The organism is Micromonospora echinospora (assembly GCF_900091495.1).
Taxonomy (GTDB): Bacteria; Actinomycetota; Actinomycetes; order Mycobacteriales; family Micromonosporaceae; genus Micromonospora; species Micromonospora echinospora.
On record NZ_LT607413.1, the window covers coordinates 1897951 to 1918038 of the forward strand.

Here is a 20088-nt window from a genome sequence, read left to right on the forward strand (position 1 = left end):
CCATGGCCGTTCCGACCGTGACCGCGTCGCTGGACGCGGCGACGTACGCGCCCGGGGACCAGATGCTCCTGACCGTCGCGTACGCCGACACCGACACCCAACCACTGACCGTCACGATCGCGGTCACCGACGCGCGGGGCAACCACAGCACGCCGGTGACCGTCCCGATCGTGATCGACCCCCTCGCCGTGGCCGTGACCGACGACTCGGGCCGTACCTGGACCCGGGTCTCCGACAGTGGCGCGGTCGCCGTGTTCCAGGCGGTGGCCTGATGCCCCGGGTCACCGTGCGGGTCCGGGACGCCGCCGGACAGACCGCGACCGCCACCACGGACTACCAGGTCACCACCGTGCTGGGCGGCTACTACCTCACCGGCAACGCCGACCCGACGGCCGACTTCTCCGGCGGAGGCTTCCGGTCGCTGACCCAGTACCGCAGCCTCGCCGACGGGTACACCTTCCCCGGCTGGCAGAAGGACTGGCTGCTCACCCTCGGCCGCTCCGGGGTGCGGGTCAACATGGTGCTGGAGCTGAAGCACTACGGCAACGCCAACACCGGCACGCAGACCTTCACGGTCGACGGGGTCACCTACACGGTCCCGGCCCCGTCGATGACGATCCAGCAGCGTCCCGGCACCACCTGGCCGAGGGCGTACGGGTACAGCCAGGTTCTCGCCGGGCACTGCGACGGGCTCCTCGCCCGGGCACTGTCCCAGTACCGGACCATGGGGTTCCCGGTGAACATCCAGCTCGCCTCGGAGTTGGACACCGACCACGAGTTCGGCACCACCGAGGCCGGCACCGCGTACAACTGGGCCGAGTCGGACGCCCGCGCGGTGACGGCGATGTCCTACGTCGTCGACTGGTTCCGGGCCCGGTCGCTACCGGCCGGCACCACCTTCTCCGTCGGGGCCGGCGGCTTCGACCGCTCCTGCTTCCGGCGGACCCACCCGGAGTCGCTGATGACCCGGCTGGACTTCCTCCAGTGGAACGTCTACGCCACCGACCCCACGCACACCGCGCTGGCCCGGTTCCGTCGCACGAAGGACTGGGCGGTCGCCGACCTCGGGCTGGTGGCGCTCTCCCGGCCGGTGCTGATCGCCGAGTGGGGTGTCCGGAAGGCGGAGTTCCCGGACCAGGCGGCCTGGATCGCCACCGTGCCGGAGGCGATCCGGCGGCTCAACCGGGAGGGCGGTCCCCGGATCACGCGGACGAACTACTTCAACTCGGGCTGGGGCACGCTGATCCCGAAGGACACCGGACTGGCCGCCCTGCGAGCCGCCTACGCGACCAGACCGTACGCATAGGCGCTCCGGCGGGTTGTCGCAGGGGCTCTGGCGGGTGGTTGCGGGCGCTCCGGCGGGTGGTTGCAGGGGCTCTGGTGAGTGGTTGCAGGGGACCCCTGCTCGCCAAAAAGCGGTAGGAAGGGCCCCCTGCAACCACCTGACGCCGTCGGTTCGGCTCAGGCGGTGGCGCGGCGGGTCGGACGGCGACCGGGGGGCGCGGGCGGCTCCGGGCCCGGGTCGGGCGGGGTGGGCAGGGGGCGCACGCAGGAGGTGCCGCCGGTCACCCGGACGCGTTCACCGTCGTGCCAGAGGTCGAGCCCCACGTCCGGCCCGGCACCGGGCAGGTCGTAGCGGACCTCGTCGGGCGTGATGGTCACCCGCAGTCGCTGCCCGCGCCAGAGCAGGCTGAACGCGAGCCGGGTGAGCCGCCGGGGCAGCCGGGGCACGAAGCAGAGTTCACCCCGGTCGTCGCGCAGCCCGCCGAACCCCTGCACCAGGGCGATCCACGCCCCGGCCAGCGCGGCGAGGTGCAGCCCGTCGGAGGTCTTGTCGCCGAGGTCCTCCAGGTCCTGGAGGACCGACTCGGCGAAGTGGTCGTACGCCAGGTCCAGGTGGCCGACCTCGGCGGCCAGCACCGCCTGTCCGGGCGAGGAGAGCGACGAGTCGCGGACGGTGCGTGCCTCGTAGTACGCGAAGTTGCGGGCCTTCTCGTCGGCGGTGAAGTCCCCCGGGCTGCGCAGCATGGCCAGCACCAGGTCGGCCTGCTTGACCACCTGTTTGCGGTACAGCTCCAGGTACGGGAAGTGCAGCAGCAACGGGTAGTCGTCCGCGTCGGTGCCGTCGAAGTCCCACTCGGGGAGGTCGGTGAAGCCCGCCGACTGCTGGTGCACCCCGCGCTTCGGGTCGTACGGCAGGTGCATCGCGTCGGCGGCGGCCCGCCAGGCGGCCACCTCGGCGGCGTCCACGCCGAACCGGGCGGCGACCTCCGGGTGGGCGTCTGCGGCGTCGGCGGCGCCCCGCAGGTTCCGCCGGGCCATCAGGTTGGTGAAGACGTTGTCGTCGACCAGGGCGGTGTACTCGTCCGGGCCGGTCACCCCGCGTAGGTGGTAGGAGCCGGTGTCGGACCAGTGCCCGAAGCCGTGCCAGAGCCGGGCGGTCTCCACCAGCATCTCCAGTCCGGCGTCGACGAGGAACTCCTCGTCGCCGGTGGCCGCGACGTAGCGCAGCACCGCGTCGGCGACGTCGGCGTTGACGTGCAGCCCGGCCGTACCCGCCGGCCAGTAGCCGGAGCACTCCCGACCGCCGATGGTCCGCCACGGGAAACTCGCGCCGGGCAGCCGCAGCTCGGCCGCGCGTTCCCGCGCCTCGGGCAGGTGGGCGTGCCGCCAACGCAGCGCCGACCGGGCCATGGCCGGCGCGACGTAGGTGAGCACCGGTAGGACGTACCCCTCGGTGTCCCAGAGCACGTGCCCGTCGTAGCCGTTGCCGGTGAGGCCCTTGGCGGGAATGGTCCGGTCGCCCTCGGCCCGCCCCGCCTGGATCAGGTGGAACAGGGCGAAGCGGGTGGCCTGCTGGAGTTCCGGGTCGCCGTCGAGCACCACGTCGGCGGTGGTCCAGGCCGCGTCGAGCCAGGCCCGCTGCTCGGCGACGAGGGCGTCCCAGCCGACCGACCGGGCCTCGGTGGCGGCGGCCACCGCCCGGGCGGCCAGGTCCGTCGGGCGCTCCGCCCCGGTTCCCCCCGGGTCGCCCGCCGACCGGTCCGCCGCCTCCGCCGGGTGGTCGACGATGTCGGTACGGGTGCACTCGTACGCCGCGAACTTGGTCAGGCGGAGCCGCTGCCCGGGGCGGAGCGGGCCGCTGAGGGCGAGCCGGAACCGGTCACCCTGGCACCCGGTGTCGGTGGCGGTGGTGTCGGGGGCCTCGACGAGGTGCGCCACGGCGACGGCCACGCGCTGTCCACTGCGGCCGGTGCGGTGCACCAGCACGCCGTCCGGCCCGTCGGACCGGCGGTACTCGGCGACCAGTGGCTCGTCCAGGACGGTGGCGGCGCGGGGGTCGTCGGAGCGTTCCGGGACGCGCTGGTTGGCAACCAGGTCGGAGCAGACCCGGACGTCGACCGGCCCGTCGAGCGCCTCCACCTCCCAGCGCACGGCGGCGACGGGGTGGTGGGCCAGCGAGACCAGCCGGGTGCTGCGTACGCGGACCCGGTGTCCGCCGGGGGAGGTCCACTCGGTGTGCCGCTCGACCAGACCGGCCCGCAGGTCGAGCACCCGTTCGTGGTGGTGCAGCGTGCCGGTGCGCACGTCCAGCGGCTCGCCGTCGACCCAGAGGCGGATCAACGCGGCGTTCGGCGCGCTGATCACGGTGTCGCTGAGCTGCGGGAAGGCGTACCCGTCCTCGGGGTAGCTGAGTTCCCGCCGCTCGTGGAAGCCGTTGAGGTAGCTGCCCGGCATGCCGTACGGCTCGCCCTCGTCGAGGTTGCCTCGCCAGCCCAGCCAGCCGTTGCTCAGCGCGAAGATCGACTCGGTCTCGCCGAGACGGCCGGCGTCGGCCTCGGTCCGTCGGATCCGCCAGCCGTCGTCCTCGGCGCGACGCTCGGCCGGGTGGTCGCTGACGGTCGTGTCGGGCACACGGCCTCCCCGTACTCAGGTGCGCTCGCCATCATCCCAGCACGCCCGCCTGTGCACGCGCTGAGACGAAAGTCAGGGATCAGATCTCACCTTCGCACACTGTGCCGGACTCCGCCCATTTCTACAGTCCGTGAGGGCTGGAGGAGGTATGAGCAGTTGATGACGTCATGGATGGTCGACCTGCCACAGGACGTGCCGCGGGTCAGCGTGGAGTGGTATCGGGACATCGTCGAGTTCGCCGACCGCACCCCGGAGCCGGTGCAGTGGTTCGCCGCGCACTTCACCGAAGGCTCGGTCGTCCTGCTCGGCCTGCTGTTCCTGCTGGCGGCCTGGCGGCGGTTCGGCGGGACGTCCCGCGACCGGGCGGCGGCGCTGGTCGCCCCGGTGGCGGTGGTCCTCGCCTACGGCCTCAGCGAGTGGATCAAGATCCTCGTCGACCAGGAACGACCGTGTCGGGCCCTGGCCGACCTGACCATCGTGGCCGGGCACTGCCCCCCGACCGGGGACTGGTCCTTCCCGAGCAACCACTCCACGATCGCCGGGGCGTTGGCCGCCACGACCCTGGTCCTCGGCCTCCGGCTGGGGCTGCTGGCCGTCCCGTTGGCCCTGCTGGCCGCGTTCTCCCGCACCTTCGTCGGGGTGCACTACCCGCACGACGTGGTCGCCGGGGTGCTGCTCGGCACGCTGGTCGGCACGGTGCTGCTGATGACGCTGTCCGGGCCGGTCGCCCGCCTGCTGGACCGCCGCCGCACCGGCCCGCCGGCGCAGACCCGCACCCCCACCGGAGCCCGGTAGGACCGGCCGCTGTTCGCGGGCCGGAGCGCCTCAGCCGAGCAGCGCCAGGGTGAGGGCGGTGCCGAGGATCAGGAACGGCCCGAACGGGAGGTGACTGGTCCAGCGAACCCGCCGGGCGACCAGCAGGATCCCGGCGACCAGCGCGGAGAGCAGGAAGGTCAGCACCAGCCCGAGCACCGGCGCGGTCCAGCCGTACCAGCCGAGCAGCGCGCCGGTGCCGAGCGCCAGCTTGGCGTCCCCCAGGCCGAAGCCGCGCCGCCCGAGCAGCAACGTGGTGGTGGCGAAACCGGCAGCCAGGGCCAGGCCGCAGACGGTGGCCCGGACCCAGGGACCCGGCCCCGCGCCGGTCAGCGCGGCGGCCCCGAGCAGCAGCCAGGTGCCCCCGGCGGCTGGCCAGGTCAGCCGGTCGGGCAGCCGGTGCACCGCCGCGTCCACCAGGGCCAGCGGCACCGCCCAGGCCAGCCACCAGCCGGCCGCGAGCAGGGCGAACAGGGGCAGGTCCAGCGTCCCGAGCAGCACCAGCGCGGCGAGGACGGCCACCTCGACGCTGCCGGGTGGCGGTCCGACCCGGGCCCGGCAACGTGGGCAGCGGGCCACCGGGGTGAGTGCCGGCACCGGCCGGTCCAGGCCGACCGGGGTGGCGCAGGCGGCGCAGCCGCTCCGGCACGGCGTCTCCGGCGGTACGGCGTGCCGCAGCGCGGCCAGCCGTAGGGGCGGGGTGAGGGCGAGGACGGCGGCGAGGCGCACCCAGGCCGAACGGGTGACCGGTGGCCGGGTCAGCGTCATGTGGATCTCCAGATGCGGGCCGGAGCGGGGGATACGCAAAGTAGTTTCGTCATCGGCGGAGCGGCACGGCCGAGGGTCGTCGCCACCCGGCGCGCCGATCGACACCCGGGCCGACCAGCCACCCGGCCCCGCACACCGCCGGGGCGTACGGCGAGCGCCGCGACGAGCGAATCCGTTGCCGCGTACCGGAATCCGTGGCGGACCGCCCGGGCGACCGCCCCCGCGCCACGGCACGGCGACACGAGCCGGGTGACACACCCCGACGACGACGGGTGCCGCCACTGCATCCCACCACCTTCAATCACTGAGCGTATTCAATCCAATTGCCTCTGTTGCATCGGCTATCGTCAGCCTATGCTCGCCCCTTGGGTGGGACGCAACCGTCGACGGAACACCTCGACCGATGATCGGGAAGAAACCCGACAGAAAAATCGGTACATATCAGTAAGAGTAAATACAGATGGAAGATCGAATGATCCGGACCGGGGCATCCGGACGCGCTGCCGCATACCCGGAAACCGGCCGGACGGGATCCGCATCGAGGAGGGCGGCGTTGCGCGCACGGCAGCACCCCCGGCGTTGGACGGCCTGCCTCGTCACGCTCCTGCTGGTCGGCACCGGCACCGCCTGCGGGACGGGCCCCGAACCGCCCGGCCCGGTCACGGCGGAACACGAGCCCGTCGCTCCGGAGAACCGGAAAGCGGAGGAGGCGGCAGCCGGAAAGGCGGCTCTCGCGGCGTACGCCGGATATCTGACCGCTTCCCGGGCAGCCAGCGCACGCAGTGATCCACACCATCCCGACCTGGCCAAATACCTGGCAGATCCACTTCTGACCAGGGTGCGGCTGGTAATCCGCGAGGCAAAGGAGCACGGTGCCATGCGTACCGGAAAGCTCGTTTCCGACCCGACCGTCACCGTGGTGAGCCTGGACACCGTCCCGGCCACCGTGGAGATCCAGGACTGTCTCGACGCGACGGACTACAAGCTGGTCTACGCGAAGACCCGCAAGGTCGTCCCCGGCACCGGGGCGGGACGTCACCTCGCCACGGCCACCGCGACCCGCTACTCCGACGGGCGTTGGCTGATCAGCGCCGGGGTCGCCCACGAGGACCAGCCGTGCTGACCCGGACGACAACCACGCCGCGCCAGGAGACCCGGGCCGGGGCGGGCCACGCGCCGGCCGGGACGACCCGCCGGCTGGTCGCCGCCCTGGTCGCCACCCTCACCGGGCTGGCACTGACGATCACCGCTCCCGCGCCCGCCGTCGCCGCCCCGGGGGCCGAGTGCCCGGTGGGGCAGACCGACTGCAGCGTCTGGGACGACGACCCGGGCACCCCCGGCAGCCCGGGGGACCCGGGTGGTGGCGACGACGGCGGCGGGGACCACGGCGGCGGCCCGGCCAAGTGCCAGTGGAACGGCAAGCCCATCGCCTGCTACGACGACTACATGGGCTGGTTCAACAACAGCGACGGCTGTTACTACAAGCTGGCCCAGCCCCAGCCGCCGGACGTCCCCGCCGGCAAGCAACGGTACGTCCGCCATTGCAACGGCGGTGACCTCGGCTCGGTGGACATGATCGATCTGGACGCGCCGCCGCCCGGGTTCGGTGCACCGCCGGATCCGGAGGAGCTGGCGTTCCGGGCGCTCGCCTCGATCAGGCTGCTCCGGCCGGGCATCTCGGTGGCCCCGCGCAAGAGCCAGGGCCCCGGTCTGGTCGGGCTCCCGGTCTGGATGTGGGCCAGCCCCGGCCCGAACTACTTCGGCGAGCTCTTCGCCTCCGCCTCGGAGCGCGGCCTGACCGTGACCATCACGGCCAAGGTGCGCGAGGTCGTCTGGAACATGGGCAACGGCGAGACGGTCACCTGCACCGTTCCGGGCACTCCGTACTCGCCCTCCGGTCCGCGCGCGGGTCAGGAGTCGCCCGACTGCGGCTACCCGGGATACGACAAGGCCGGCACGTACACGATCAACGCCACCACCCACTGGGTCGTGGCGTGGGAGGGCGGCGGCGAGAGCGGCACCATCCCGGCCGTCCGAACCAGCCGCAACGTAGAGGTCCAGATCAACGAGCTTCAGGTGGTGACCCGGTGAGCCTGGCGACGCGCAACGGGCCGGGGCCGGTGGACGCCCCGGTCGCCCCGCCCAAGGTGGTCCGGCAACGCCGGATGCGGCCCGGCCTGCTCGGTCTGGCGGTGCTCCTGATCGCACTGGGCGGCCTCGGCGCGGCCTTCGCGGTCACCTCGGTCCGGGCCACCGGCACGTACCTCGCCGTCGCCCGCCCGGTCGCGGTGGGCACCGTGCTCAGCGCGGACGACCTGATGTCCGTGCAAGTGGCCGGCGGCCAGGGCCTGAAGCCGGTGGCGGCCACCGAGATCGACGACGTGATCGGCAAGCGGGCGGCGGTCACCCTCACCCCGGGCACCCTGGTCACCCGGGCGCAGCTCACCGACAAGCCGCTGCTCGGCCCCGACCAGCAGCAGCTCGCGCTCGGCCTCAAGCCCAGCGAGGTGCCGGCCCGCACACTGCGCCCCGGCGACAAGGTGCTGCTGGTCAGCACCCCGACGAAGACCAACGACGGCCGGACGACCACCTCGGCCACCCGGTTCACCGCGACCGTCATCGACAGCGACACCCCGGAGACCAGCACCGTCGTGGTCTACCTGGCGGTGTCCGTACGGGACGTGCCGGCGGTGGTGGCGCTCGCCGCCGAACAACGGATCGCCCTCGTGCTGACCGGGTCGGTCTGAGCATGGCGATCATCGCGCTGGTCTCGGCGAAGGGCTCGCCCGGGGTGACCACCTCGGCGCTGGCCTGCACGCTGAGCTGGCACCGCCGGCTGGTGCTGGCCGAGTGCGACCCGGCCGGCGGGTCGGTGCTCGCCGGTTACCTGGGGGGCCTGCTCGACGGGGCCCGGGGGCTCGGCGAGCTGGCCGTCGGGGAACTGCGCGACGGCAGCCTGGAGGCGATGTTCTGGTCGCAACTGGTCGACCTGGACGCGCCGAAACGGGAACGGCTGCTCCTGCCCGGTGTGGTCGACCCGGTCCAGGCCGGCAGCGTCACCCCGCTCTGGCAGCGCTTCGCGGACTTCTTCGGCACGCTGGAGAACGGCACCCCCGGGTACGACGTGCTCGTCGACTGCGGTCGGCTGGCCGTGGTCGGCCCGCCCTGGCCGGTGCTGCGCGCCGCCGCAGTGGTGCTGGTGGTCACCCGGGCCACCCTGCCGGGCATCTCCGCGACCCGGTCGCTCGTCCGGGCGATCGGGCGGGACTTCACCGAGCATCGGGTGGCCCCCGGTTCGCTGCGCCTCCTGGTGGTCGGCGACGGCCACGGCAACAGCGAGATCAGCAAAGCCCTCGAACTGCCGGTGATCGGCCGGCTGCCGGACGACCCGCGTACCGCCCAGGTGCTCGGACTCGGCGGCAACGTCCGCGCCGGACGGCCGCTGATGCGCGCGGCCGGTGCGCTGGAGGTGGCGGTCGGCACGCTGCTCGACCGGCGGCGGGCCCGCCTGGGCTGGCCCACCGGCCAGGGGGTGCCCCATGCGGTTTGAACCGGTCCAGCACGACCCGCGCACCGCTTCGGCCACGTCGGTCACCCCGCCGCTGGCCCCCGCGAACGGACACCGCCACCCGACCGGCCCGCACGGACACCCGCATCCGCCCGCGTCGAACGGGCACTCCCACCCGGCCGCGCCGAACGGGCAGCCGGCCGGACCGAACGGCCGCCACCCCGGCGGGGTGGCCCTGGCACCGGCTCCCGCGCCGACCCCGCCGCCACGTCCCCGGGTCGACTTCACCGTCGTCCGGGAGTTGCGCCGCGAGCTGAGCGAACGCCTCACCCTCTGGCAACGCGGCCGGGACTTCACCGTCGACGAGGAGGACGTCGAGCGGGCCCGGATCGCCGTCGACGTGGTGGCCGAGTACGCCGACGCGGTGCGCCGGGCCGGCACGCCGATGCCGGCCGACGAGGAACGGCAGTTGTTCCACCAGGTGACCGCCGAACTGGTCGGACTCGGCCGGCTCCAGTCCCTGCTGGTCGACCAGACGATCGAGGAGGTGCACATCCTCGGCTGCGACCAGGTGCGCATCACCCGGCGCGGCGGCGGCGTGGACTGGGCCGACCCGATCGCCGACAGCGACGACGAGCTGGTGGAGATCCTCCAGGCCGCCGCCCGCCGGGCCGGCGCGACCGAGCGGTCGCTCTCCACCGCCAAGCCCACCCTGGACCTGCAACTGCCCGACGGGAGCCGGCTCGCCGCCGTCTACCTGGTCAGCAGCCGGCCGTACGCGGTGATCCGGAAGCACAACACCCTCGACGTGAGCCTGGACGACATCGCCGGGTTCCGCGCCGACCTGGACGAGATGATCGACGTCCTGCTCCGGGACTTCCTCCGCGCGGCCATGCGCGCCGGGCTGAACATCATGGTCGCCGGGCTGGCCGGGGCGGGAAAGACCACCGTGGTCCGGGCGCTGATGGACGAGATCCCGCCGGACGAGCCGTTCGTGCTGCTGGAGGAGAGCCGGGAGCTGCTGCCGGCCCGCCGTCAGCTCCGCCACCGGGCGGTGATGAGCTTCGAGGCCCGGGAGGGGCACGGCGAGCGCGGCCTGGACGGGCGTCCGGCCGGTGAGGTGACCATCGCCGACCTGATCCCGGTCTCGCTCCGGATGGGTGTGCTGCGGATCGTCGTCGGCGAGGTGCGGTCCCGGGAGATCGTGCCGATGCTCCAGGCGATGACCACCAGCCGTGGGTCGATGTGCACCATCCACGCCCGCACGCCGGCCGGGGTGACCGAGCGGATCATCGAGCTGGCGCTCTCGCACGGCCGGGAGATGACCGTCGACCAGGCCCGCCGGATGGCCGGAAACGCGCTGGACCTGATCGTCTACGTCAACGTCGAGGACGAGACCGCGATCGGCGGGCGCAAGCACCGCTTCGTCTCGCACGTGGAGGAGGTGATCGGGGCCGGCGAGGGCAACCGGATCACCACCACCGAGGTCTTCGGCCCCGGACCGGACGGCCGGGCGGTGCCGAAACACCTGCCCGAGCGGGTCCGTCAGCAGCTCCTCCGGGTCGGCTACGACGCCCGCCTGCTCAGCCCTTACATCGAGGCGGGCACCGGTGCGTGGCGACGGCCCGTGCAGACCCGGCTGGGTCGGCGGTGACCGCGGTGGCCGGACCGGTCGGGCACCGGACGCAGCCGGGGGTGACCCGGTGATCGTCAACATCGAACTGATCGCCATGGTCTCCGGGGCGGCCTGCGTGGCCGGGCTGGTGCTGGCGGTGGTCGCCCTGGTCGGCACCACCCGCCCGCCGGGCCCCGGACCGGGCGGCGGGGCGGGCCTGCGCCGGCTCTGGCTCGGCTCCGGCACCAGCCGCCGGGAACAGCGGCGTCACCAGACCCTGCTGGTGGGGGCGGTGGTGGCCGGCGCGCTGGCGTTCCTGCTGACCGGGCTGCCCGTGGTCGGGCTGCTGGTCACCGTGGCGGTGCCCGGCGCGCCGTGGCTCTTCTCGGTCGGTCAGGCCGAGCAGCGGGCCATCGCCCGGATCGAGGCGGTCGGCGAGTGGACCCGCCGGCTCAAGGACATCTCCGCCACCGGCCAGGGCCTCCAGCAGGCCATCGTCGGCACCATCGCCACCGCGCCACCGGAGATCGAGGAGGAGGTACGCCTGCTCGCCGCCCGGCTCCAGGCCGGCTGGCTGGCCCGTCCCGCGCTGCTCGCGTTCGCCGACGACATCGGCGACCCGGTCGCCGACCAGGTGGTGGCGGCGTTGATCCTGCACCTCACCGACCGGGGCGAGCGTCTCGGCGACGTGCTCGGGGCGATCGCCGGGGCGGCGGCGGCCGAGGTGGCGACCCGGCGGGAGATCGAGGCGAAACGCACCCAGCCCCGGTTCGCGGTCCGCTTCCTCACCGGGATGACCCTGGCCACCCTCGCGTACGGGTTGCTGAACACCGACTACATCCGCCCGTACGGCACTCCGACCGGGCAGGTCGTGATGGTGGTGCTCGGTGCCGCCTTCATCGCCCTGCTGGCCTGGGTGCGGTCGATGAGCCAGCCCCCGCGTCCGGCGCGCTTCCTGCCCGCCCCCGATCCGGAGGACGCGCTCGCATGATCCTCAACTGGCATCTCACCCTCGCCGTCGTCGGCGGCGCGGCGGTCGGGCTGGGGGTGTTCCTGGTGGTCCGGGAGATGCTGCCGGCCACCCCGGCGCTGGGTCCGGCGCTGCGCCGGCTGCACCAGCCGCCGACCGCCGCCCGGGCGGTGACCGCGTCCGCCGCCCGGAATCCGGAGTGGCTGACCGGGGCGGCCCGCTGGCTGCGCCCGCCGCACCGGCAGCTCGCGCTGATCGGCCAGACCCCCGAGCAGTACGCCCTCTCGGTGCTGCTCTCCGCACTGATCGGGCTCGCCACGCCGACCCTGGCGGCGGCCTTCCTGGCCGTGATGGGCATCGGCCTGCCGTTCGTCGTACCGGTGCTGGGCAGCCTGGGGATGGCCTTCCTCGCCGCGCTGATCGCGCACCGCTCGGTAATCCAGAAGGCCGACAAGGCCCGGGCGCAGTTCCGGCTGGCAGTCTGCACCTATCTCGACCTGGTCGCCCTGCAACTGTCCGCCGCGCACGGGCCGGTGCAGTCCCTGGAGCGGGCGGCGGAGGTCTGCGACGGCTGGGTCTTCGACCGGATCCGCGAGGCGCTGCGGATCGCCCAGATGCAGATGCACTCGCCCTGGGACGAGCTGCGCGACCTGGCCGACAAGATCGGCATCCCGGAGCTGGGGGACGTCGGCGCGATCATGCGTTCCTCTGGCAGCGAGGGCGCGCAGGTGCACGAGACCCTGCGCAGCCGCGCCGACGCGCTGCGCGACCAGATCCGCACGGACAACCTGGCCCACGCCGAGGGCATCACCAGTCGGCTCGACGTCCCCGGCTCGCTGCTGGTGTTCGTGCTGCTCGGCTTCATCGTCTATCCGTTCCTGGCCCGCCTGTAGACCCGAACCCCGACACGAGGAGCACCCCGATGGCTTTCTTCACCTACCTGCACGTCGTCGTGAGCACACGGCTGGCCGAGTTGCGCCGCGACGGCGAGCGCGGCGACAGCCCGGTCCCGACCGCCGTGATCATCGCCGGCCTGGTGATCGCCGCAGCGGCCGTCACCGCCGCCGTCCTCGACAAGGCCGGGGATTGGATGGACTCCATCGACGGCCCCACCCCCTAGCCGAACCGTGATTCGACCGATCCGTGTCACCGGTCGCCGGGTGGTCGCCGCCACCCGGCTCCGACTCGTGTCCGGCGGGGCCGACCGGGGAGCCAACCCGGTCGAGCTGGCCGTGGTCATGCCGGCGATCCTGCTGCTCCTCTTCGGGTCGATCCAGGTCGCGGCCTGGTTCCTGGCCCGGAGCACGGCGATGCACGCCGCGCAGAGCGGGGTGAACGCGCAACGCGTCCACCAGGCCCCGGCCGGAGCGGGTGTGGAACGGGGAAACGCCTTCCTCGCCGCTGCCGGAGACTGGCTGGCCAAGCCGGAGTTGAGCTGCGCCAGCACGGCCACCGAGGTCACCTGCACGGTGACCGGAAAGTCGATCTCGGTGGTCCCTGGGGTGCACCTGACGGTGTCGCAGACCGCCCACGGCACGGTGGAGCGCTGGACCACGGCGGGCAACCCGTGAGCCGGGGAGTCGCCGAACGCCGGTTCCTCGGCCGCCGGCCGGGCCGGCGGAACACCGAGCGCGGTTCGGTGTCGGTGGAGGTGGCGGTGCTCGCGCCCGCCTTCATCGCGCTGATGGTGCTGGCCGGGGTGGCCGGGCGTACCGCCGTGGGGGCGGAGGCGATCCAGGCTGCTGCGCACGACGCGGCCCGCGCCGCCTCGATCTCCCGGGACGCCGGCACGGGCCGGGACGCCGCCGTCGCCGCCGCCACCGAACAGCTCAACTGGCAGGGGCTCGACTGCGTCGGCCCACCGTCGTTCAGCTTCACCGGGTCGGTGGACGGTGCGCCGACCAGCTTCGAGCGGGCGTACGCAGCCGCCCCGGGGCAACCGGCGGCGGTCTCGGTGCAGGTGAGCTGCACGGTGTCGTTCGCCGACATCCACCTGTCGAGCGTGCCCGGGATGCCGGCCGGCCGGCCGGTGTCGGCGCGCTTCACCTCGCCGCTGGACAGCTACCGGAGCCGGGGATGAGCCGCCACCGGTTCCCGGCACCCGGGGCGGGCGGCCGACGGTCGCCGAAGCCCGGGTCCGGTCGTGGCCGGGGGTTCCGGGGGGACGAGGGCCGGGTGAGCCTCTTCCTCGCGGTGAGCATGGTCGGCGTACTCATGATCATCGGGCTGGCCTTCGACGGCACCGGGCAGCTACGCACCATGCACCGGGCGGACAACCTCGCCGCCGAGGCGGCCCGGACCGGCGGCCAGGCCATCGACCGGGCACAGGCGATCAACGGCGGCAAGAAGGAGATCGACGAGGTGGCCGCCACCGCCGCGGTGCGGCACTACCTGACGGCTGCCGGCGTCACCGACCACACCGTGAGCTTCCCCGTGGTGGACGGCGAGAAGCAGATCACCGTCCGACTGACCATCACCTACGACAGGTACCTGCTCGGCTTGTTCGACCTCACCGACTCCGTGACCGTCTCCGGCGAGGCGACCGCACGCGCCATCACCGGACCGTAGAGAGGAAGGCCGCCATGGCCGCATCCCGTTCCGCCCGGCGGACCGGTCAGGTCCTCACCGGCTTCGGCGCGCTCGTCGTGCTCGGCGCGGTACTGGTCGGGGGGCCCGCCGCCCTCGTCGCCCTCGCCGGCAATCCGCTGCCCGCCGAGGTGCCCACACTGGACACCGTCGGCACGGCACTGACCAGTCGGGACGACGGGCAGCTCTTCCTCCGGGCCCTGGCGGTGCTCGGCTGGTTCGGATGGGCGACCTTCGCGTTCTCCGTCCTGGTGGAGTTGCTCGCCCAGGTGCTGCGCCGGCCGACGCCGAAGCTGCCCGGCATGCGCAACCAGCAGCGCGCGGCGGCGGCGCTGGTCGGGTCGGTCGCCCTGATCATCGCGGCCAGCCCGGCGGCGACCGCGGCGACCGCCACGTACGGGATGTCGGCCCCCACCGCCACGTACGCCGTGTCGGCGACCGGACCGGCCACGGCGTCGCCACCCACCACCGTCACCCCGGTCGCCCGGGGCGTGGCCCCGGTGGTCGGCGCGGTGGAGCGGACCGCGACCACCGACCAGACCCAGGTGTACCGGGTGGCCAAGGGCGACTACCTGGGCGAGGTCGCCGAGCGCTACCTGGAGGACTTCCAGAGCTACCGGGTGCTGGTCAAGCTGAACAAGCTCGGCGATCCGGACCGGATCCACCCGGGACAGTTGATCAGACTGCCCCACCAGGCCGACGACGGCGGTGCCCGGCCGCACGCCACCGGTCGGCTGGTGCACAAGCCGTCGCCGCGCCCGGCTCCGCCGCCGGCGTCCCCCGTCCCGGACGAGGTGCCGGACCAGGCTCCCCAGCAGGCGCCCGACCAGGGTCCGCGCCAGGTCACGCCGGAGCCGCCGACCACCGAGTGGCCGCAGGAGGAGGCCCCGCCGATGACCGTCGGGGCGGCCCGGCCGGGTCAGGAGGACCGGGTCAACCGGCCGTTGGCGGTTTCCGCCGTGGTCGCCGTGGCGAGCATCGTCGGCGCGCAGATCGGGGCGGTGCTCGGCCTGCGCCGTCGGCCCGCGTCGTCGGCAGGCACCCGCGCCCCGCTGGGTAGCGGTCGCCATCGGCGTGACTAGGTCGTCTCCTGCGGGTTACACCGCTCGCTCGTCGACCGGTGCCGGCTGTTCGCGGTCACGCTGGGTACGCCAGCGTGAGAGTGGCGGCGGATCCCCACGGTGAGTGACTCCGCGCCGGACGGCGCGCCGATGTCGGTCACGCGCCGACGCGGGTCAGGCCAGGCGGGTCTGGAGGACACCGTCGACGACCCGGGTGGCGAGCACCTGCTGGTCGTTGGCGGCCGGCCCGTGGACGACCTTGCCGCCGCTGTTCAGCTGGAAGGTGCTGCCGTGCCAGGGGCAGACGACGCACGGGTGACCGTCGACCTCCCGCACCTCGCCCTGGCCGAGCGGCCCGCTCTGGTGCGGACAGCGTTCCAGCATCACGGTGACGTCGTCGCCGTGCCGGTAGACGATCACCGAGACGTCGTCGATCTCGCGGGTGACCAGTTCCCGGTCCGGCAGGCTGGACAGGTCGGCGAGCGGGTGCCAGCCGTCACCGATCAGGTGCGCCTCGGAGACGCTCTGGTTGACCTGCGCCCCCTGCTTGTACGCCAGGTGCCCGCCGAGGTACGCCCCGGCGCTCGCCGCGCCGAGTCCGAGGTACGCCAGCGTCCGCCCGAGGTTGTGCCGGCCGCTCAGCCGGGCGGCGAGTGAGCCGGCGTAGCAGGCCAGGCCGACGGTGTTCGAGGCGGCGTGCACCAGCCCCACCCGGCGCTGCTCCCGGTTCAGGGCCGCCCAGTCGTTGAGCCCGGTGACGGCGGCCGGCAGGGCGCTGGCCGTACCGACGGCCACCAACGCGGTCGCCGCACGCCGCTGGCCCGGCATCGCGTCGAGGACGGCGGCGCTGAGCCACGCGCCGACCGGCACCTGCACCAGCGCCGGGTGCAGCGGATGCCCCAGCCACACGCCGTGCAGCAGGTCACGGACGCGCTGCGGCCGGAGGGTGCTCTGGACTGCCCGCTGGAGGCGGTCGCCGACCCGGTCCAGTCCGGCCGCCTGCTCGATCCTCATCAGAAGTGCTCGCACCCGTACCGACTTCCCGGTCCGGGAGCCCGCAAACCGGGCGGCGGTGACGATTTCACCGCCGCCCGGCGTGACCGGGCAGGCGCCAACCGGACCGGGGCAGGTGCCGCCCACCGTGCTCGGGCAGCCCGTCGGCGGGTTCAGCCGCGCGGCGTCCACCGGTCGTGGTGGATCGCCTCGGCGAGCGGGCGGGCCTGCCGCCAGCCGTGCCGGGCCAGGTCCGGCACGGTCTCGAAGTGGGTGACCGGCCCGAGGCAGAGCCAGGCGACCGGCCGGATGCCGGCGGGGATGCCGAGCAGGTCGGCCAGCCAGGGCTCCCGGTAGAAGGAGACCCAGCCGACGCCGAGTCCCTCGGCCGTGGCGGCGAGCCAGAGGTTCTGGATGGCCAGGCAGGTCGAGTAGAGGCCGGTGTCGGCGATGGCGTGCCGGCCGAGCACCGCCGGCCCGCCCCGCGACTGGTCGTGGGTGACGACGATCGACAGGGTCGACTCCAACACGCCGTCGATCTTGATCCGGGCGAACCGTTCGGCCGCCTCCCCCTCCAGGGTGGCGGCGAAGACGTCCCGTTCGGTGCGGACGTGCTCGTGGAACCGGCGTCGGGTGTCGGCGTCCCGCACCACGACGAAGTCCCAGGGCTGGGAGTAGCCGACGCTCGGGGCGGCGTGCGCCGCGGTGAGCACCCGGTGCAACGCCTCGTCGGGCACCGGTTCCCCGGTGAACTGGGCGCGTACGTCCCGGCGGCGGTGGATGACGTCGTACAGGTCCATGGGCAGGCTCCCGCTGCGCTCGGCCCACCCGGCAGGGGTGGGCGCGTGACGCGAGGCCGGTCTTCGGACTCCCGGATCGACGCCGTGCCGTCCGCCTTCCCAGCCCGTGCGGACCAGTGGCTGCGCTCTTCGCGCGTGGACGGTGGCTCCCCGGTCACCGCGGCGGGCCCGTGCCGGATTCGCACCGGCTTCCCGATTCTCCCCGCTCGCGCGGGGCACCTCACTCAAGTCGTGCCGCCAGCATGGTAACCGGCGGACGGGATTCCGGTCGCCCTCCGAACGGGTCGGACGGCATGCTGCACCCATGTACGCGCACGCCCTCCGTCCGGAGCCGGTCCCCACCTCCACCGTCGCCCGGCTCGTCGGCGCGGGTCGTCCCGACGCCGTACCGCCGCCGGTGCTGATGCTGCTCGGGATGTTCTCCACCCAGCTCGGCGCGGCCGTGGCCAAGCAGCTGTTCGGCACCACCAGCCCCGGTGGCACCACCACGCTGCGGCTCGGCTTCGCCGCGCTGATCCTGCTCGCGGTCGCCCGTCCCGGGCTGCGGCTGGGCTGGCGTACCGGCGGCCTGGTGGTCGGCTTCGGCCTGATGCTCGCGTTGATGAACCTCAGCTTCTATGCCGCGCTGCACCGGGTGCCGTTGGGCGTGGCGGTGACCATCGGCTTCGCCGGGCCGCTGCTGGTGGGGCTGGCCGGCAGCCGTCGGCTGCTCGACGCCGGCTGGGCGGTGCTGGCCGGTGGCGGCGTCCTGTTGATCAGTGGGTTGGGCGGGGCTGCGGTCGACGGCCTCGGGCTGCTCTTCTGCGTCGGCACGGCCGTCGGCTGGGCCGGCTACGTGGTGTTCGGCGGAGCGGTCAGCAAGCGGGTCCCCGGCAGCCGGGGGCTGGCCCTGGGTATGGCCGTCGGCGCGCTCGCCGTGCTGCCGTTCGGCGTCGCGGGGAGCGGTGCCGCGCTGCTCGACCCGTGGATCCTGCTGCTCGGCGTCGGTGTCGCGCTGCTGTCGTCGGTGCTGCCGTACTCGGCGGAGATGTCCGCGCTGCGCCGGATGCCGGCCCGGGTGTTCGCGGTGCTGTTGAGCCTCGAACCGGCGATCGGCGCGCTGGTCGGTCTGGTCCTGCTCGGCGAGCTGCTGACCTGGCCGCAGTTCCTCGGGGTGGCCTGCGTGGTCGGTGCCGCGCTCGGTGCCACGCTGGTCCGCGCCGACCGGGCCTGACCGGGGTCTGGCGCGGCCCGGCCGGAGCCGGGCATCCTGGTCCGATGGGTGTACGGGTCGAGCGCGACGGACCGGTGACCACGGTGATCCTGGACCGGCCGGGGGTCCGCAACGCCGTCGACGGCCCGACCGCCCGGGCGCTCGCCGACGCGTTCCGCGCCTTCGACGCCGACCCGACCGCCGCCGTGGCCGTGCTCTGGGGAGCGGGCGGCACCTTCTGTGCCGGCGCCGACCTCAGGGCCATCGGTACGCCGAGCGGAAACCGCGTGGAACCTGAGGGGGACGGCCCGATGGGTCCGACCCGGATGTCGCTGACCAAGCCGGTCGTCGCCGCGATCTCCGGGTACGCCGTGGCCGGCGGGCTGGAGTTGGCCCTCTGGTGCGACCTGCGGGTGGCCGAGTCCGACGCGGTGCTCGGGGTCTTCTGCCGGCGGTGGGGGGTGCCGTTGATCGACGGGGGGACGGTGCGCCTGCCCCGGTTGATCGGCGAGAGCCGGGCGTTGGACCTGATCCTCACCGGCCGACCGGTGCCGGCCGAGGAGGCGTACGCGATGGGTCTGGTCAACCGGCTGGTCGCGCCCGGCGCAGCCCGCGCGGAGGCCGAGCGGCTCGCCGCCGAGATCGCCCGCGCGCCGCAGCGCTGCCTGCGCAACGACCGGGCTGCGGTACGGGCCGGCGCGGGTCGCCCGGAGGCGGAGGCGATGGCCGTCGAACTGGCCTACGGCGTCGATTCGCTGACCGAGGCGGCGGCCGGTGTCGCTGCCTTCGCCGCCGGTGCCGGCCGGCACGCCCGCCCCGTCGACCCGGCCCGGTTCGGTTAGCCTGCACACGTGCCAAGATCCGCTTCCGTCGTCGGTACGACCAGACGAACGGTCATCCTCGCCGCCGCCGCAGCGACCGCTGCCGCCGCAGCCGCCACCGCCGTCGGCTGGGGGCGGGACGAGCCGGAGGCGCCCGTGGCCCGTGCGGACCTCGACCCGGCCCAGGTAGTCGACGAGCTGACCACCGGCCTGTCCCGGACCGGCCCGTACCGGGATCCGGACGCGGACGAGCGGTCCCGGGCCCGCCGGGCGGCCCGGCTGCTGGTCGAGGATCCCGACGACCGCGCCGGTCAGGAGGACCTCCTCGCCGGTCTCGGCTTCGGGGTACAGCACAGCACCGACCCGGCCACCGGACGCCCGGTCACCGTCTTCCTGGCCGACGGCTCGGACGAGCGGACCTGGGGGGCGCTCGTGCTCGACCGGTCGGCGGCGGCGCGGCACGTGGTGCAGGTCCCGCACCCGGCGTTCGACCTGGACACGGAGAAACTCGGGCTCGCTCTGCACCGGCGGTTGCCGGGCAGCGTGCTGCTGGTGGCCGGCGCGCACCGGGAGGCGGCCGGCGGGGCGGCGGACGTGGCGCACAACAGCAACTCGCTCTTCCACACCCTGGCGGTCGAGTTCGCCCGGCGCGGGCTGGACCAGATCCAACTGCACGGTTTCGCCGACCGGAACCTGGAAGGCGCGGACGCCGTCGTGTCGACCGGTTCGGCACCCCGCAGCCAGGTGGCCCGACGGATCGCCGACGGGCTGAGCCGCAGCGGGCTGAACACCTGTCGGGCCTGGTCGCAGAAGTGCGGCCAACTGGAGGGCACCCGGAACGCGCAGGGCCGGGCCAGCGGCGAGCTGGACAGTGCCTTCGTCCACCTGGAACTGAGCTGGTCGGTGCGCCGGGACGCGGTCGCCCGGGACATGGTCGCCCAGGTGCTGGCGGAGCGGTTGCGGGCCTGACCTTCCGCCCTGCCGGCCCCTCCCGGCCGGCGGGCTCTTCCCGCCCCGCCGCCTCCCGGACACGGCCCCTTACCCGC

22 protein-coding genes and 1 riboswitch are annotated in these 20088 nt (G+C 73.9%); of the genes, 18 read left to right on the top strand and 4 right to left on the bottom strand.

Annotated elements, in window-relative coordinates:
* Positions 1 to 2: 2 nt before the first annotated feature.
* Together GA0070618_RS08600 and GA0070618_RS08605 are read left to right on the top strand one after the other, a co-directional pair.
* Complete coding sequence (locus tag GA0070618_RS08600; RefSeq protein ID WP_088981173.1) at positions 3 to 272, top strand: hypothetical protein; 270 nt, start codon at positions 3 to 5, stop codon at positions 270 to 272.
* On the top strand, positions 272 to 1306 hold the full coding sequence (locus GA0070618_RS08605; RefSeq protein WP_088981174.1) for a hypothetical protein: 1035 nt from the start codon (positions 272 to 274) through the stop codon (positions 1304 to 1306). Before GA0070618_RS08600 ends, GA0070618_RS08605 begins: the two co-directional genes overlap by 1 nt.
* Before the next feature lie 155 nt (positions 1307 to 1461).
* Here GA0070618_RS08605 and GA0070618_RS08610 read toward each other — a convergent pair whose 3' ends face one another.
* Positions 1462 to 3915: a glycoside hydrolase family 65 protein gene (locus GA0070618_RS08610; protein ID WP_088981175.1), complete on the bottom strand. Its 2454-nt coding sequence runs from the start codon at positions 3913 to 3915 to the stop codon at positions 1462 to 1464.
* Positions 3916 to 4074: 159 nt separating this feature from the next.
* Here GA0070618_RS08610 and GA0070618_RS08615 point away from each other — a divergent pair, with 159 nt between their 5' ends.
* Positions 4075 to 4710 (top strand): phosphatase PAP2 family protein, encoded by a 636-nt coding sequence (locus GA0070618_RS08615; protein ID WP_231931662.1) that lies wholly within the window; start codon positions 4075 to 4077, stop codon positions 4708 to 4710.
* A 30-nt stretch (positions 4711 to 4740) separates the two neighbouring features.
* Here GA0070618_RS08615 and GA0070618_RS08620 read toward each other — a convergent pair whose 3' ends face one another.
* Positions 4741 to 5508, bottom strand: a complete 768-nt coding sequence (locus tag GA0070618_RS08620; protein ID WP_414467601.1) for a prepilin peptidase — start codon at positions 5506 to 5508, stop codon at positions 4741 to 4743.
* Positions 5509 to 6049: 541 nt separating this feature from the next.
* Between GA0070618_RS08620 and GA0070618_RS08625 the strand changes: the two genes are divergently transcribed.
* From GA0070618_RS08625 to GA0070618_RS08680, 12 genes are all read left to right on the top strand, one after another.
* Positions 6050 to 6619: a hypothetical protein gene (locus GA0070618_RS08625; RefSeq protein ID WP_088981178.1), complete on the top strand. Its 570-nt coding sequence runs from the start codon at positions 6050 to 6052 to the stop codon at positions 6617 to 6619.
* A complete protein-coding gene (locus GA0070618_RS08630) occupies positions 6616 to 7587 on the top strand; it encodes a hypothetical protein (protein WP_088985382.1) in 972 nt (323 codons plus the stop codon). The genes GA0070618_RS08625 and GA0070618_RS08630 overlap by 4 nt, the downstream gene beginning before the upstream one ends.
* On the top strand, positions 7584 to 8243 hold the full coding sequence (locus GA0070618_RS08635; protein WP_414467567.1) for an SAF domain-containing protein: 660 nt from the start codon (positions 7584 to 7586) through the stop codon (positions 8241 to 8243). The genes GA0070618_RS08630 and GA0070618_RS08635 overlap by 4 nt, the downstream gene beginning before the upstream one ends.
* A gap of 2 nt (positions 8244 to 8245) precedes the next feature.
* On the top strand, positions 8246 to 9046 hold the full coding sequence (locus GA0070618_RS08640; protein WP_088981179.1) for a P-loop NTPase family protein: 801 nt from the start codon (positions 8246 to 8248) through the stop codon (positions 9044 to 9046).
* Entirely contained in the window at positions 9036 to 10658 is a 1623-nt protein-coding gene (locus GA0070618_RS08645; RefSeq protein WP_088981180.1) for a CpaF family protein, read from the top strand. Before GA0070618_RS08640 ends, GA0070618_RS08645 begins: the two co-directional genes overlap by 11 nt.
* Positions 10659 to 10734: 76 nt before the next feature.
* Entirely contained in the window at positions 10735 to 11610 is an 876-nt protein-coding gene (locus GA0070618_RS08650; RefSeq protein WP_088985383.1) for a type II secretion system F family protein, read from the top strand.
* On the top strand, positions 11610 to 12482 hold the full coding sequence (locus tag GA0070618_RS08655) for a type II secretion system F family protein (RefSeq protein WP_088985384.1): 873 nt from the start codon (positions 11610 to 11612) through the stop codon (positions 12480 to 12482). Before GA0070618_RS08650 ends, GA0070618_RS08655 begins: the two co-directional genes overlap by 1 nt.
* A 29-nt stretch (positions 12483 to 12511) precedes the next feature.
* Positions 12512 to 12709 carry a hypothetical protein gene (locus GA0070618_RS08660; RefSeq protein WP_088981181.1) on the top strand — a complete coding sequence of 66 codons (198 nt, stop codon included), beginning with the start codon at positions 12512 to 12514 and terminating at the stop codon, positions 12707 to 12709.
* A gap of 7 nt (positions 12710 to 12716) precedes the next feature.
* Positions 12717 to 13160 (top strand): TadE family protein, encoded by a 444-nt coding sequence (locus GA0070618_RS08665; RefSeq protein WP_414467568.1) that lies wholly within the window; start codon positions 12717 to 12719, stop codon positions 13158 to 13160.
* Positions 13157 to 13669 (top strand): TadE/TadG family type IV pilus assembly protein, encoded by a 513-nt coding sequence (locus tag GA0070618_RS08670; RefSeq protein ID WP_088981182.1) that lies wholly within the window; start codon positions 13157 to 13159, stop codon positions 13667 to 13669. The genes GA0070618_RS08665 and GA0070618_RS08670 overlap by 4 nt, the downstream gene beginning before the upstream one ends.
* A gap of 95 nt (positions 13670 to 13764) precedes the next feature.
* The gene (locus tag GA0070618_RS08675) at positions 13765 to 14157 is read left to right on the top strand and encodes a pilus assembly protein TadG-related protein (protein WP_331253132.1); all 393 of its coding nucleotides are present in this window, start codon (positions 13765 to 13767) and stop codon (positions 14155 to 14157) included.
* A gap of 14 nt (positions 14158 to 14171) precedes the next feature.
* Positions 14172 to 15257 (top strand): LysM peptidoglycan-binding domain-containing protein, encoded by a 1086-nt coding sequence (locus GA0070618_RS08680; protein WP_088981183.1) that lies wholly within the window; start codon positions 14172 to 14174, stop codon positions 15255 to 15257.
* A gap of 153 nt (positions 15258 to 15410) precedes the next feature.
* On the opposite strand, the gene GA0070618_RS08685 is transcribed toward GA0070618_RS08680, so the two are convergent.
* Both GA0070618_RS08685 and bluB read right to left on the bottom strand, forming a co-directional pair.
* On the bottom strand, positions 15411 to 16265 hold the full coding sequence (locus GA0070618_RS08685) for a Rieske (2Fe-2S) protein (RefSeq protein WP_088985387.1): 855 nt from the start codon (positions 16263 to 16265) through the stop codon (positions 15411 to 15413).
* A gap of 137 nt (positions 16266 to 16402) precedes the next feature.
* Entirely contained in the window at positions 16403 to 17029 is a 627-nt protein-coding gene (bluB, locus tag GA0070618_RS08690; RefSeq protein WP_088981184.1) for a 5,6-dimethylbenzimidazole synthase, read from the bottom strand.
* 37 nt (positions 17030 to 17066) lie between these two features.
* A riboswitch (cobalamin riboswitch) is annotated at positions 17067 to 17262 on the bottom strand.
* 71 nt (positions 17263 to 17333) lie between these two features.
* Between bluB and GA0070618_RS08695 the strand changes: the two genes are divergently transcribed.
* The 3 genes from GA0070618_RS08695 to GA0070618_RS08705 are packed head-to-tail and all read left to right on the top strand — an operon-like array spanning position 17334 to position 20011.
* Positions 17334 to 18242, top strand: coding sequence for an EamA family transporter (locus tag GA0070618_RS08695; RefSeq protein ID WP_088981185.1), 909 nt, complete (start codon positions 17334 to 17336; stop codon positions 18240 to 18242).
* A gap of 44 nt (positions 18243 to 18286) precedes the next feature.
* Positions 18287 to 19063, top strand: a complete 777-nt coding sequence (locus tag GA0070618_RS08700) for a crotonase/enoyl-CoA hydratase family protein (protein ID WP_088981186.1) — start codon at positions 18287 to 18289, stop codon at positions 19061 to 19063.
* A gap of 9 nt (positions 19064 to 19072) precedes the next feature.
* Positions 19073 to 20011, top strand: a complete 939-nt coding sequence (locus tag GA0070618_RS08705) for a hypothetical protein (RefSeq protein WP_231931663.1) — start codon at positions 19073 to 19075, stop codon at positions 20009 to 20011.
* Positions 20012 to 20088 lie beyond the last annotated feature (77 nt).

Bases quoted from the DNA above. Each gene is read 5' to 3' on its own strand.
- GA0070618_RS08600 (WP_088981173.1), top strand. From the start codon at position 3: ATGGCCGTTCCGACCGTGACCGCGTCGCTGGACGCGGCGACGTACGCG.
- GA0070618_RS08605 (WP_088981174.1), top strand. From the start codon at position 272: ATGCCCCGGGTCACCGTGCGGGTCCGGGACGCCGCCGGACAGACCGCG.
- GA0070618_RS08615 (WP_231931662.1), top strand. From the start codon at position 4,075: ATGACGTCATGGATGGTCGACCTGCCACAGGACGTGCCGCGGGTCAGC.
- GA0070618_RS08640 (WP_088981179.1), top strand. From the start codon at position 8,246: ATGGCGATCATCGCGCTGGTCTCGGCGAAGGGCTCGCCCGGGGTGACC.
- GA0070618_RS08645 (WP_088981180.1), top strand. From the start codon at position 9,036: ATGCGGTTTGAACCGGTCCAGCACGACCCGCGCACCGCTTCGGCCACG.
- GA0070618_RS08650 (WP_088985383.1), top strand. From the start codon at position 10,735: ATGGTCTCCGGGGCGGCCTGCGTGGCCGGGCTGGTGCTGGCGGTGGTC.
- GA0070618_RS08660 (WP_088981181.1), top strand. From the start codon at position 12,512: ATGGCTTTCTTCACCTACCTGCACGTCGTCGTGAGCACACGGCTGGCC.
- GA0070618_RS08680 (WP_088981183.1), top strand. From the start codon at position 14,172: ATGGCCGCATCCCGTTCCGCCCGGCGGACCGGTCAGGTCCTCACCGGC.
- bluB (WP_088981184.1), bottom strand. From the start codon at position 17,029: ATGGACCTGTACGACGTCATCCACCGCCGCCGGGACGTACGCGCCCAG.
- GA0070618_RS08695 (WP_088981185.1), top strand. From the start codon at position 17,334: ATGTACGCGCACGCCCTCCGTCCGGAGCCGGTCCCCACCTCCACCGTC.
- GA0070618_RS08700 (WP_088981186.1), top strand. From the start codon at position 18,287: ATGGGTGTACGGGTCGAGCGCGACGGACCGGTGACCACGGTGATCCTG.